At 62.7% G+C, this 12,439-nt stretch carries 15 protein-coding genes; 5 read left to right on the top strand and 10 right to left on the bottom strand.

Annotation, left to right across the window (positions count from 1 at the left end; translation table 11 throughout):
* Positions 1-445 precede the first annotated feature (445 nt).
* A complete protein-coding gene (locus tag ACVI1L_RS30615) occupies positions 446-964 on the top strand; it encodes a hypothetical protein (protein WP_456784601.1) in 519 nt (172 codons plus the stop codon).
* A complete protein-coding gene (locus ACVI1L_RS30610; protein ID WP_456784600.1) occupies positions 961-1,578 on the top strand; it encodes an RES family NAD+ phosphorylase in 618 nt (205 codons plus the stop codon). The genes ACVI1L_RS30615 and ACVI1L_RS30610 overlap by 4 nt, the downstream gene beginning before the upstream one ends.
* On the opposite strand, the gene rlxS is transcribed toward ACVI1L_RS30610, so the two are convergent.
* Together rlxS and ACVI1L_RS30600 are read right to left on the bottom strand one after the other, a co-directional pair.
* Positions 1,575-3,542, bottom strand: coding sequence for a relaxase/mobilization nuclease RlxS (rlxS, locus tag ACVI1L_RS30605; protein WP_456784599.1), 1,968 nt, complete (start codon positions 3,540-3,542; stop codon positions 1,575-1,577). The two genes, ACVI1L_RS30610 and rlxS, sit on opposite strands and share 4 nt — an antisense overlap.
* A gap of 1,216 nt (positions 3,543-4,758) precedes the next feature.
* Positions 4,759-5,070, bottom strand: coding sequence for a DUF736 domain-containing protein (locus tag ACVI1L_RS30600; RefSeq protein WP_456784598.1), 312 nt, complete (start codon positions 5,068-5,070; stop codon positions 4,759-4,761).
* Between the two features lie 265 nt (positions 5,071-5,335).
* On the opposite strand from ACVI1L_RS30600, the gene ACVI1L_RS30595 reads away from it, so the two are divergent.
* Positions 5,336-5,674 (top strand): hypothetical protein, encoded by a 339-nt coding sequence (locus ACVI1L_RS30595; protein WP_456784597.1) that lies wholly within the window; start codon positions 5,336-5,338, stop codon positions 5,672-5,674.
* Positions 5,675-5,738: 64 nt separating this feature from the next.
* Positions 5,739-5,987 (top strand): hypothetical protein, encoded by a 249-nt coding sequence (locus ACVI1L_RS30590; protein WP_456784596.1) that lies wholly within the window; start codon positions 5,739-5,741, stop codon positions 5,985-5,987.
* Positions 5,988-6,070: 83 nt separating this feature from the next.
* Here the strand turns inward: ACVI1L_RS30590 and ACVI1L_RS30585 are convergent, their stop codons facing one another.
* The 5 genes from ACVI1L_RS30585 to ACVI1L_RS30565 form a co-directional block, all read right to left on the bottom strand.
* Positions 6,071-6,322: a PilZ domain-containing protein gene (locus ACVI1L_RS30585; RefSeq protein WP_225641530.1), complete on the bottom strand. Its 252-nt coding sequence runs from the start codon at positions 6,320-6,322 to the stop codon at positions 6,071-6,073.
* Between the two features lie 55 nt (positions 6,323-6,377).
* Complete coding sequence (locus ACVI1L_RS30580; protein WP_456784595.1) at positions 6,378-6,788, bottom strand: hypothetical protein; 411 nt, start codon at positions 6,786-6,788, stop codon at positions 6,378-6,380.
* Positions 6,789-7,212: 424 nt separating this feature from the next.
* A complete protein-coding gene (locus tag ACVI1L_RS30575) occupies positions 7,213-7,752 on the bottom strand; it encodes a S26 family signal peptidase (protein WP_456784594.1) in 540 nt (179 codons plus the stop codon).
* Entirely contained in the window at positions 7,742-7,960 is a 219-nt protein-coding gene (locus ACVI1L_RS30570; RefSeq protein ID WP_035633119.1) for a helix-turn-helix domain-containing protein, read from the bottom strand. Before ACVI1L_RS30570 ends, ACVI1L_RS30575 begins: the two co-directional genes overlap by 11 nt.
* Before the next feature lie 157 nt (positions 7,961-8,117).
* Complete coding sequence (locus tag ACVI1L_RS30565) at positions 8,118-8,927, bottom strand: DNA -binding domain-containing protein (protein WP_456785630.1); 810 nt, start codon at positions 8,925-8,927, stop codon at positions 8,118-8,120.
* Positions 8,928-9,201: 274 nt separating this feature from the next.
* On the opposite strand from ACVI1L_RS30565, the gene ACVI1L_RS30560 reads away from it, so the two are divergent.
* Positions 9,202-9,507, top strand: a complete 306-nt coding sequence (locus ACVI1L_RS30560) for a hypothetical protein (protein ID WP_456784593.1) — start codon at positions 9,202-9,204, stop codon at positions 9,505-9,507.
* A gap of 204 nt (positions 9,508-9,711) precedes the next feature.
* On the opposite strand, the gene ACVI1L_RS30555 is transcribed toward ACVI1L_RS30560, so the two are convergent.
* The 3 genes from ACVI1L_RS30555 to ACVI1L_RS30545 all read right to left on the bottom strand — a co-directional run bounded on the left by ACVI1L_RS30555 (position 9,712) and on the right by ACVI1L_RS30545 (position 12,304).
* Complete coding sequence (locus ACVI1L_RS30555; RefSeq protein WP_456784592.1) at positions 9,712-10,722, bottom strand: ArdC family protein; 1,011 nt, start codon at positions 10,720-10,722, stop codon at positions 9,712-9,714.
* A 266-nt stretch (positions 10,723-10,988) separates the two neighbouring features.
* Complete coding sequence (locus tag ACVI1L_RS30550; RefSeq protein WP_456784591.1) at positions 10,989-11,525, bottom strand: hypothetical protein; 537 nt, start codon at positions 11,523-11,525, stop codon at positions 10,989-10,991.
* 143 nt (positions 11,526-11,668) lie between these two features.
* The gene (locus tag ACVI1L_RS30545) at positions 11,669-12,304 is read right to left on the bottom strand and encodes an acyl-homoserine-lactone synthase (RefSeq protein WP_456784590.1); all 636 of its coding nucleotides are present in this window, start codon (positions 12,302-12,304) and stop codon (positions 11,669-11,671) included.
* Positions 12,305-12,439 lie beyond the last annotated feature (135 nt).

Here is a 12,439-nt window from a genome sequence, read left to right as displayed (position 1 = left end):
ATGGCATGATCAAACTGGATCACCGGTTCGGGCTTGCCCAGGATTGGTGATCGCGCATGCGCACACCCAGCGAATGAACGAATCGAACGAAGGCCGCTTGTGCCTTCAACGTCGATGGTCGCATCGACCGTCAGCCTGAAAAAGGGCGCACGGGGACGAAAGCACTATCGCCGCGCGACGGGCTGCGCGATGGCAGCGATCTCGTACACGGATCAATTATACTACTATAATACCTCTGTTGTGGTTTGTCAAAGTTGACAAAGTTGCATTTACCGATATTGAAGGCGGAGTTCAGCTCATGTCCAAGGCACAGTCAAAGCCCTCCGGTACCGAGGATCTGTCCGTCCACGAGGACGGTGTGATGATGGTACTTAAGTAGAAACCCGCGGCCCTGAAGAGCCTCGCGCTCCCTGCCGGCGCGCAGGTCGCCATCGTTTCCAAAAGCGTGACCGCACTGCAGAAGGTGCGTGAGCAGAACAAGCAACTAACGGGGCAAGCATTCCGGTTCTTCTCCGAGGCGGCGAAGAAAACCGCTGTCGTCAACAAGGACGCATTCGCGCCCGATGCCCGCGCGCTCGCCGTTCTCGAGGGCGTCCGCATTGCGCAGGAGGATCTTCGGCGATCCGGCGGTGCGTATGATCTGGACCAGGTCAGAACGCTCCTGCGGGGCATCTCGCGGCAGGCCGTCGACAAGCGCGTGCAGGAAGGCAGCCTCCTTGCGGTACCGGGTCCCAGCAACCACCGAAGCTTTCCGACGCTTCAGTTCAACGTCGACGGCACCGTCGTCGAAGGTCTCAAGTCCGTCCAGGAGGCGCTGCCGACCAACAACCCCTGGACGGTTCTGAACTTCCTCGCCCAGCCTGACGACCGGTTGGGTGGCCGCAAGCCGATCGACCTCCTGAGGGAAGGCAAGGTTGAACTTGTGGTCGAGGCCGCCCGGCGCATGGCTCAGCAAGGCGCGTGAGCGCTCCGCTGCGGCCGGACGATCTCGATCGCCGCCGTCCCCGCCAGGTCCGGCTGCGGACGGGTACGATTGTTCACCGGTTCTACACCGCCGGGTACGATCCGATCTTCTTCGACACATCGCGTCTCGGCCGGCTGAACGCGCCCGACGGGAGCTATGGCGTTCTCTATGCCGCCCGGGAGCCTTTTGGCGCCTTCGCGGAGACGTTCCTGCGCGTGCCGGGACGGACCCTGCTCGATCCCCGCCTGCTCCGTCGCAAGGCCTATGCTCGCCTCGAGATCACATCAGATCTTTCGCTGGCCAGACTGGCCGGCCCCTCGCTCGCCATTTTCGGCGCGACCGCCGAGGTGGTGCATGGCGGACTGCCTTACGACGTACCGCAGGCCTGGTCGAAGGCGCTTTTCAATCATCCGTTCAGTCCCGACGGCATCGCCTATTACGCCCGCCACGACGACGAAGGTCTTTGTTATGCGCTGTTCGATCGCGCACGCAGCTCAGTCAGAGAAATCGATCGACTGACCTCGATCAGGACTGGTTCTGGCGCCTTGCACAGCGGTACAGGGTCGGGCTTGCACCCGGCTAGCCCCGTCGAAGTCGGGGAGGCTCTGGACTAGCGTCCGATGCCGCGCTTCATTCCGATCGACCAGGAAATGCCCGCTCCGCCGACGCTGCCGCTGACGAGTTGGTCACGCGCGCGCTCCAGAACCGGCCGCCAGGGCACCAGGACGAATTCGCGCGACTGCTCGATCAGCGCGTACCGTCCGCTACTGAGCGTGAGCATTCGCTTGTAGACGCCGCTGAGGCTGTCGCCGGCCCTGACGTTGCGATATTCGCGCCCCGTACGAGCGGAAATGTCCGCCGCCGTTTTCGCCAGCTCGCGCTCTTCAAGGATATGCAGCATGTTCCGCGCATAGCGCGCCCGCCCTCCTTCTTCTCGCGCCAGCCCCTGTTCGATCAGCCACTGTCGTCTCGCCCGCAATGCCGTCTCGACCTCCGCGCCGAAACCGGTTGACGCGAGCCCATCGGATTCCCTTGCGAGGAGCTTCCGGTCGAGCCAGGTCGCACCGACTGCCTGCGGCAGCTCTTCGAGCTTTTGCCAAGACAACACCGCAACGCGCAACGGATTGCGCGAGCGCTCGAGTTCCTCATACCGAAAGGCCCGATCGAGATAGTCCTGGCCGACCTTCCAGCCGCCGTCGGCAAGGCGGCTGACCGTCCCTTGCCGACGCATCGCCTCCAGTCGCCGGACATGGGTTCCGATATATTCGGCCGATGCTTGCGGATCCGACTCCCGGTGCAGGCGCTCGCTGTAAAAGCCGTCATTGGCCGCGGCCACTTCGGCAATCGTTCGATCCACCGGGCGCAGCTGCGCCGAACGCGGCCTAAGCTCCACAATCGTGTTCCGCGCGGGCAGCTCTTCGTTGGCGCCGAGAGCGCCGACCTCGGCATAGTGCGCCAGCCCGTCGACCCCATCGATCACCACATAGCGGCGCTCCGTCAGCTCGTCCGCAAACCCTTCGCCAACGACCCGCCCGATCAGGTGCCGGCCCTCGCTCCGCGGATCGAAGATCGCATAGCTGGCTGCCGCCCGCGAGATACCCGCCGCACGCAGTTCGCGATGCATGGTCTTGATGATGTCGCCGCGCTCGCCCATCCGCCGGAGCTTCAATTCGAGCTCCCCGTCAAGACGCCAGCGGCCGGGACTGTCTTCCTCCGCCAATCCCATCCGCTCGAGCGTCCGCAGCCGGCCCATGCGCATCGTGTGCCAAACCGGATCCCGCGCGGCCTGTGCAAGCTCAAGGACACCATCACGGGCATCGCGCAGGATAGCCCGGTCAATCCGCGTGAACCGCTCGGCCGTGACTTCCTGCTGAAGCTTGCGCGCGGTCTCGATCTCGGTCTCAGGGCCGAGTTCGCGGGTGACGAGGTCGGAAGCCCGTGCCCGAAGACCGTGGGCGATATAGTCCCGTGCGATCACGAGGTCATGCCCCGCGGCATCTTTGCCGCGGAGCACGACATGGCTATGCGGATGGCCCGTGTTGAAATGATCCGCCGCGACCCAGTCGAGCCTGGTACCGAGGTCACTCTCCATCTGCCGCATCAGGTCACGGATAAAGGGTTTCAGATCAGAGAGCTCCGCGCTGTCCTCCGGTGCCACGATGAAGCGAAACTGGTGGCGGTCTCCGGCGCTTCGTTCAGTGAACGCCTTGCCGTCGGCGCGATCGTTGGCTGCATCATAGAGTTCGCCAGGTTCACCTGTGCGCGTCACGCCGTCGCGTTGCACATAGCGCAGATGCGCCCGGACGGCGCCTGCGTCGCCGGCCTTGATGCGCACGATCCGCGCCTTGACCACGACCCGGCGCTGCCTCTTGTTCCGGCCCCGACCGGCAAGCACCGCACCTTGCGCGTATCCGCGGCCGATCCGGCCGCCCGAGAAGTTCGACGCGTGATGAGCCGTGTGGCCGGCGCGTTCTGCGGCCTGCCGAACACGTCGAAGGTATCCGGCAGGCTTTCTGGCCTTGCGGTTGCCGATGCGGCCGAGCTTCGGTTCGAGTTCGTCGTCATCGATGTCATGCATGACACGGGCTCCCCTTGAGAAGACCGCGGATATGTGAAGCCAAAGATCCCTCGCCAAGTCGCAGACGCGAACGACGAGCACTGGCATCGCCTTGAAGCCTGATTGGCGACATCCCGTTGCGCCGTATCGCCAACTCCTTGATGTGCAGACAAGGACTTGGAGCTCGTCGAACGCCGGTGCTTTAATCTTGCCTTACGCCACACTCTGCTCCGCCCTCAGCCCTGCTGTCTCTCACTTTGCTTAAATCGCCACAGGTCCGAAGGTGCAAGTCCCGAGGGATTGGATTTCAGCAATCGGCCGAACAGCAATTCGGGCTCAGAGAGCAATCGCGCGCAGGGCGCGGCCGGTGTTCGAACTGGCGAGACAGCGCGCGCAATCGGAGCCTTAAGCGACATGGAATTCCGGGAAATCAGCGCGGAACGCCGCGCACGAAATCCGTCCGACTGATCGTATTTGGCCGGCGGAAAAGCCCTCTACTGAACGTGAAAATACTGCTCTGCTCTTTGCAAAGCGACGCGAGAAATCGGGATAGGGGGGAGCCTCGCAGCCCCTCCCCTCCCACACCACCGTACATACGGGTCCGTATACGGCGGTTCGCTGGATTAAGCGGCAAGAGTTGTTCTGTTGCCGCCGTAGTTTGGGTGTCAGCAATCGTCGCGCCAGCTTCGACTCCTCTGATCAGCGTCAGTCAGGGTTTCACCCCTTCCCGCCGTTCCGAGGCCAGTTGCCCGGAATTCAGTCGCATGGCCGATGCGATATCGCTGCATCTACTCGTCACTTCCAGCGTTCAGGCCTTCGGCGAAACTCGTTCCGCCTACTATGCCCTCTGCTGACTTCTGCACTGCGGTCAGATCGCCTTACGACGACCTCAGTCTCGTTGCCGAGACGCAGCGCAGATCTCCCGAGGTAAGATCGACCGCCTTCGCCGCACGCCCGCCGGATTTACCACCCCGGCCCTTGATGACCGTGGACTTCGCGATCACGTGCTCGCTCGTCCGGCCGGGTAGGCCTCGTTATCCGGTTTTTGTCCATCGGGCCGCGGCTTTGGTCCACGCTTCCTTCAGACCCCACCTCGCGATGACGCCCTTGCGCTTCGCTAATCCTTCACCGTCATCAGGCTGGATAGAGGACTTCCACCTCCAAGCTGCCGGTCATGCTCGGCACACACGCAAAAAGGCCCCGCCTCCGGGGAGGCGGGGCCGATGATCCGACAGGGTCAGTCGCCGTTGCGACGCGACCAGATCAAGCTGAAACCCTCCTCGCCTTCGACCTTCACCAGCGAGGCGTAGATCGGTGCTGGGAAGCTCGGATCGTCGAGCTTGACCGAGAGATATTCGCGCTCGCTGTCGCGGGCGGTTTTCTTCCAGGCGGCGCCGAACTCGGTGCTGCCCGCAAAGATCCGGTAGTCGGGAGCCTTGTCGTTGTCCGTCTCGGATGCGACGAGCTTGGCCTTGATGTTGAGCGTCAGCGTCTTGATCGAGCCGGTGTAGCCGTTGTCGGAAGCCGTGAAAGTGCCGATGGTCGCCATGATAATCTCCGTCTGTTTTGCTCGGGCCGCGTCCATCGCAGCCTCGATGGCGATCCCTGGCCCGGGGAGCGATCGGCCCGCAGCCATAAGGCCCGCAGCGCCAGCGGAGGACGGCGACAAGCCTGCTTTTTTGTGCTTCGCGAGGAATGCCGCCGCTTCGCGGCAGGGGAAAAAAGCAGACGCAGCCGTTGCGGGAAGGCGATCGAGGCTCTTGCCGTCCCTCGGGCTTGATCAGCCCAATCGAGACTGCGTTGGACGCGAGCTCATGACGGAACCGACGGAGATGACCTTGGCGACCGCCGCCTGCGCAGCACGAGAACACGGCCGGATCGGCCGAAGACAAGCCGATGCCCGTGCATCAATCGCAGGCAGGACGCAGACGGACCAGGGTAAAGAACCCGGCCGCATTTTTGCGCAAATGAACCCGCAGCACCGCCAGAACATCCGTCAGAGCGCGCTCTCGAAGCGCGGCGTCATGACAGGATCAACCCGTCCGGCCTGGCCGCCTCGCCACGTAAAAGGAGGCGCGACACAGGCACTCTGGCCGCAGCAATTGGCGTGGATCGGACGGATCGTGCCCCTGAAGGGCTTGCGTTGGGAGTAGCCACTTTAATCTATGAAATCGGCCGCGCTCCACCAGGCGCGCGGCCGGTTCTTGGAGCCTACTCGTGCCGCTCACGTGGCCCCTGCGGTTCCACTCCGCAGCCTGCGAACGTGGTTCGCTGTCCTGCGCCTTCCCTTGGATCGCGATCGGCGCCATCTGGCTGAATCACGAGGCGCCGTTCGTAGTGATCGGCCAGCTGCAACAGACGCTTCCTGATGAAAGGATCAGCCTGTTCGGCGAGCGCCCGCACAGTCCGTGCTCTCTCTTTGCAAAAGTCGTCGTCCATGGCGTCCCGCTGAAATCAGCAGGATAGTGCCAGTTAGGCAGGACCAATGTGACGTAGATCATATTGCCATGGGTTTTCCACGCAATTCACGTGCATTTGGGAAGCAGTCGTCACACCACGAACGCGACGCCGACCCAGTCGTCTTCACGCCAAACGACATTGCACGAGTAGGTCCTGCTGGGCGGAACGATAAGGGTGAATTGGTCGGGAAGCGAGGATGGCGGATCTTCTGCCCTGAGCGCTGCGCCACTCTCTGTGATATCGCGCACGACACAGCATAATGACAGGTCTCCAAACCTGATCAACGCATTGTCCAGCGATGGATTACGCACGGACTTTCGCCTGTCCGGAAGAGCATTCATGTCCATGTCCATCAATAACTAATGCAAAAAAGATCGGTGCTTTGTGAGTAATGCTTCACGCTGTACGCCGGTTGGATCGACCTTTCCCGCGACGGCGCCGCGGCCCGTTGCGACGGTGCCCGCGCGGAGGATCAGGCAATTTCACCGCGTTCCTTACGGCGGGCTCGCTCGTTGGCGGATCGTCGACTGGGCGAAGCGACGACCTTCGAACAGCGACCGCCGTTTGAAGCGCGGCGAGGAATTGCCGTCCCTCTTCCGTGATCTCCCAACCGTCCGCATCGCGAACCACAAATTTGGCCAAGAAGATATTCAGGTCAGGCGCATGTTCGGCCAATCGCTTCATGCGATCAGTCCAATCTTTTCCACTGTTCATCAGTATTTCGACCGCGTGCCGAACTTCGGCAACGGAGGCTCGCCCGGCGGGCTGGCCGGCCAGCACTTTCAGGACGGTCAGCTGGAAGGACAACTTCCACGTCTCCGGTCAGGCTGGATACAAAGTCTCGGCCAGAGAGGTTAACCTCCGATCAAAGATCGCAATTACCAAATGACTAATGGCGAAATGGATCAGGCATGGCCCGCGGATGTCGACCACTGCGCGAGACTGCTCTGAACCAAGACTGGCTAATTCGAGTAGCGAAGTGCCGGATCTGACCTCGCCGCTCGATATCAAGCTCAGCCAGCGAGTTCGATGGCTTCGATTTCGACAGACGATCAGAAATTGGATAAGTGCATTTTGCTGTCCATCGGGGTCCACCATAGCGAAGCGGTCGACACTGCGATCGGCGTGGGATCTCATTGAAAGAGCGTGGCTGGACGCCGCCGATCGTGCCAGGCCTAAGAAACGGAGGAAGGGCGCGCGCTCCGCTGGAACGCGCACCGTTACCCACCACTCATACGTCCGGCTTCCACGTCCAGAGCGGACGAGCGACGCCAAGGATATCGCAGCGCAGGACCGGACCGAAATACCTAGAATCGAACGAGAGAGGATGCGGCTGCAGCAGGAAATACTCCCCGTCGACGAGCCGCATGCAGCCCTCCCAGGACGGCAACGGCCGGCCTGCATGGTCCTTCGCCTGCACTTCGGCAATGACCTTGCCGCCCATCGAAATCGCGTCCGTCGGGTCCTTTGAGCGGCAGACCTCATCGCCGCGAACCGCAACCACCTGCTTGAGCAGCGGCACCGCCTGAGGCGCGACCTCGTGCGCCACGATCAGAAGCTCGATCGAAGGCGGCGGCCTCAGCACCGCAAGCTCGCCCCTCACCGGCAAGCGCTGCTCGAGCACGTAAAAGCCGAGCGGCGCGCTGCCGGAAGCATTGTAGATCAGGAGCGGCGCGCGGTCGGCAAAGGCCATGCACAGCGTGACGATGCCGCCGCACATGACTACGAGGATCGCGGCCCTTCTGAAACGACGGCGTGAATCAATCCGCATCTGAGGTCGACCTCCGCTTGCTGGCCTGCGAGAATTCGACGAGGTCCTCGATGTGATAGCGGACGTAGCGGCCGTGCTTCCGGTAGGCGGGTCCGCGCCCTTGCACGCGCATTTTCTCCAGCGTGTTCTTGGTGAGCCTGAGCCAGGCTGCCGCCTCCGCCGTATTCAGGAACGGCTTGTCAGGCTGCTTGTCTTCCATTTTCGTCATGTTGTCCGGCACTCCTTCTCGCGAGAGCCCGCGCAACGCGCAGGATGCGAGAAGAAGCGTCGTCAGATCGCGCTCAAATTCGAGTGGCGAAGATCAGCGAGCGCGGTTTGCCACCCCGTGCGGGCAGGTCTCGTCCACCGTGAGGCAGGCCGCCCGCTCAGCCGAGCAGATCGCGGTATCCGCCCTTCATCAGCTCGGTGCCCTTGGCGACCAGCCGCCGAGTCCGGTCTTTGAGAAACTGGCTCGGCCCCTGCCATTCATTGGCAACCATCTTCGCGCCGAAGATCGTGGTCGCGATCTGCCGATAGGTCTTGCCGTTCAGGCTTTCGTCCAGCGCAAGCAGCGCCTGGCGCAGCCGCTCGTCGGCGCCAAAGGGTGATGTTTCGGGCGGCGCCGTCTCTTTGACCATGAAACGTTGCAGGCGCTTCAAGAGTTCGGTCTGGGCCGCAAGCTCCGACAGTCTTTCGAGCTCGAACACCGGCCGGAACCTGCGGGTCAGAACCGGGAGATCATGGAGCTCGACCGCGACGTGGACACCGTGGCCCTTCAACAGCACGAGCGGCCGGCCGTCAGCGTCGATGACCGCATGGCGCTCGACCTTGAAGTCGGCGAGCACGTTCGGCGGTTCCTCGTCGCCCTCGCGCGGCGGCAACGCCTTGAGCCGCGCCACGCGTTTCAGCGCGCGCGCATGCCAGAACACCGGCGCGTCACGCGCGGCGAGCGCAGGGTCTGAAAAAGCCAGCAGGCCCCATTTTTCGGCCTGCGGGAACCGGCGCGGCAGCCGCAACAATAGCGTGCCGTCGCTCAACGCGAGGCACGGAAGATGACGCGGGACGGAGCGCCGCCAGTCTGCGGCATAGTCGGCGTTACGCCGCAGGAACTCCCATGCCCAGTCGGCGGCGTCGAAGCGGACCTGATTTGAAGCCGCTTCGCCGCCGTCGCGCCGAGCTCGCCTGTGATGCGACATATTCAAGAGAGCCCACCACGCCTTGAGGTTGCGCTTATGATCGTTCCGGCCGATTGGGGCAAGAGCACGGCTCCCGGGCCTTGGCATGTCGAACGCAAGGCACGCTCGAGGGGCCTGCGGCTCGTCGGCAAATCGGCGCGCCATCTCGCCGGCAAGGGAATATGAAAACATCTGCGGAGCAAGAGCAGCACGCGGGCATCGCTGCTCGGTCCGCAACGCCAGGCTACGCGTTAACCCAACGTGGTATCAATCTTGCTAGTTTCAGATTAGCTTGATGGTGCGCACGCAGATTCACGGCGTTCGCATATTCCTCGAGCCAACCGAACCAAGAGGACGACATGGCCAAGAAAGCGAAGAAGGCGAAGAAGACGGCGAAGGCGACCAAGAAGGTCGCCAAGAAGACCAAGAAGATGAAGAAGTAAGCGCGCGGTTTTCCGCGCGCCCAAGCCGCCGCGGCATCCGCCGGTCGCGCCGATCATGGCGACGAGGCGACCGGATGCATCGCAAGATGCTCTTGCGAGGCTGCGGCGACGATCAGGCCGGCCCCATGTGCACACGGCTCGAGCAGCCACTGGATTGATGCACATGGGTCCGGTTTCTTTGCGCTGGCGGTCCTTTTGCAGACTGCCGTTCGCGGCGATCCCGCCGATCAGCACCTGATGCGTCGGCGCCGGGGGCCGGCCAAATGATTGCTCCGGCCGCACGCAGCGTCCAGGCGGCTTCACGAGTTGGGGCTGGAGGGCCATACGGGACAGCCCCCGCTCCTGCTCCTTGCCATCCTGCGTCAGCCGGGCTGCCGCGGGTGATCCTCAATTGCATCCGGGATCATGTCAGACGAATCGACGGCCGCCGCCGGGGGAGCGAGAACAGGCGGGCGGAAGGCCAGCAGGAAGTCTGCAGCCTTTGAAGCCCTGCTTGCGGCGCGGAAGATCGCGCGGTTGTCCGCGCGGAGGACCTCGATCCAGTTGCCGATATAGTCGGCGTGTCGAACCGTCGGAGATATGGAGAGGGTTGCGCAAACGAATGCGGCCGTCATCTCCGCGACCAATTCTTCGCTGGCATAAGGCCTTGAGCCGAAACTGCCGGTCTGGTCGCGGTCCAGACGGCTGCGATGTCCTGTCCAGTGCCCGAGTTCGTGGAACAGGGTGCGATAGTAGTTGATCTGATCGAAGAACGCCGGCTGCGGCGGCAGCTGGATGCAATCACGGTCGCACTCATAGTACGCCTCGGCCCCGTCATGGCGGATGTCGGCAAGCGTTGCTCCGGCAAGCGCCTCGGCCTCCGGCACGATCTCGCGTTCCGGCAGAACTGATGGCGCGTCATGACAATAGCCTGGCAGGCCGTCGCATTGCGCGACGTTGAATACCGTATAGCGCCGCAGAAAGGCGACGGTCTCCGGCCCGCTCGCCTGGTCCGGCGTCGATGGCAAATCATCCTGCGATTGCGTCTGCCGGTCGCTCGGAACGAACCTGTCGGCGTAGCAGATGGCGGAGCCCTGCTCACCTTTTCGAACCGTGCCGCCGAGAGTGTTGGCCTGGCGAAAGGTGAGCCATTGCTGCGTGCGATACCCCGCATCGAACAGCCTGCCCCACAGGATCAGGACGTTGATCCCGGAATAGGCCCGGCCGGTCGCCGCATTGCGCGGCAACCCAACGACGGACTGCTCCTTGCCGCGGCCCCAGGGCTGCACCCACGGCACGATGCCCTGTTCGAGTTCGGAGACGATCCGGGCGGTGATTTCTTCATAGAGCGTCGTGCGCGGCTTGGCCGCGTTGCGGCTTCGTTTGTGTAACATGATGCTGTCCCTTGCTCACTTCCCCGCACCGGTCCCCGCTGGCGGGGTGGGCGGCGAAGAGCGACCGGATAGCCGCGAACGCTCGAGGCACGGCGCACCGCAACGGCCGGAGCGACAGCGGAGGACCGCGCTCAGCGGCAAGATGGTCAAGCAGAAGATCGATGGGGCGCGGTTGCGGCTTGCCGGTTCGCGGCTACAAGGGAGCGCCGCCCACACCGCCGTTCGGAGCCGATCAAGGAGCGCCGGCCGCAGCCGGCCGGCTCATATCAGCCCAGCAAGCGCATGACCTTGTCTCTCAGATCACGATTTCCGGTATGAACCGTCCATTCCAGCAGCATCTGGCGCACGTTTGTCGGGATGACGCCGTGAAGCATAAGGCGCTGGATCACCAGGAACAGGTCCCCATCCTGCCTCGGCCATGAGAGATCGAGCAGTAAACGGATATCATAGCCAAGCCAAACACCCTCCAGGGCCAGTATCAGGACGTCCTCGTCGAGCCAGAATCCGCCGAGGAAGATGCAATGACCTGCCGACGCCTCCAGATCCGAAGTAAATTGCGTGTCCGACCAAAGATCCAGCGCTTGACCGCCGAGATGACAGACGCCGGCGCCGAACGTGACGGGCATGGCATCAGAGTCATATTCCCCGATGGCAAAGGTCGGCACGGCAAGCCATTCGCGGCATGTGGAGAGCAGCTCAAGACGCTCAGCAGCTCTCGCCGCCCGTTCGCCGGTTGCCCCCAACGACAGGGTCCGCGCGGGATTCACAAGAACGACGCGGCTCCTCTGGGGATCTGCCAGCATCCTTACAACCCATAGCGTTATCGCCACGACCGCTACCATTCACCGCTGCGAAGCGCCCGGACGGCGGCGGGCCCTACCGCGGATAAGAGTTACCATCGAGTCATCGAAGGCTCGCGTCGTCCTGCGGCTCGAATGCGCACGCATCAGACGCATTCCGACCGAGCGAGGGTTTTGAGGACGGGCGGCGAGATCTCGGCCTGCCGACACAGGGTCGAGAAAGCCGCAGTGTCACCGTGGAGGTAACCGGCAAGCGCCATTGTTGTGCCAACAGGTCTGGGGGACGAAATCCGCTCGAGCGGCCATCCGGCGCGGCGCAGGATCCGCTCCATGCGAACGTCGGTCACGGTGACAATCGACCTGGATTGGGTGCACTTCAAGTACTCGATCATTGCAGCAAACAACATGAAGGTCGCGCGACTCAATCCCCCAGTTGGCGAATGTCCGAGCCGCTCCGTATCGACGCAGAAGCGTGAGCTCTCCAGGACCTGCTGATCCCGCGGCATTGGCTCCCCCTCAAGCAACGAGCTGAACACCTCGCTGAGCATGGTCGGCCCTGTGGTTGGCAAAAGACGCACACATCCCAACACGTCCTTCCGATTGGAGAGCATCACGAGGTACGATGGATTGAGCGTGTCGAAGATATCGAGTTCCATATTGTTGCCGATCGACACTTCCCATCCGAGGCGATCCTTGAATACTCGACGTCGGAGTCCATACATTTGCCTCAGCACGTCGAAGTGCTCACTGAACTGATGGCTCTCGATGGCAACGATCTGCACGCCTGACCTCCGCATTCCGTAGAGGCCGTCACACAATCAGAGCGTGTTGTTCGCTTCACCTGTTGAATCTTACAGGAGGCAATTTCAAAGGGAAACGTGATCCATCAACGTCAAGCTAGGACCAGCCGATGACAT

Source organism: Bradyrhizobium sp. USDA 4516, assembly GCF_054055915.1.
This window is presented reverse-complemented; position numbering and strand designations above follow the sequence as displayed.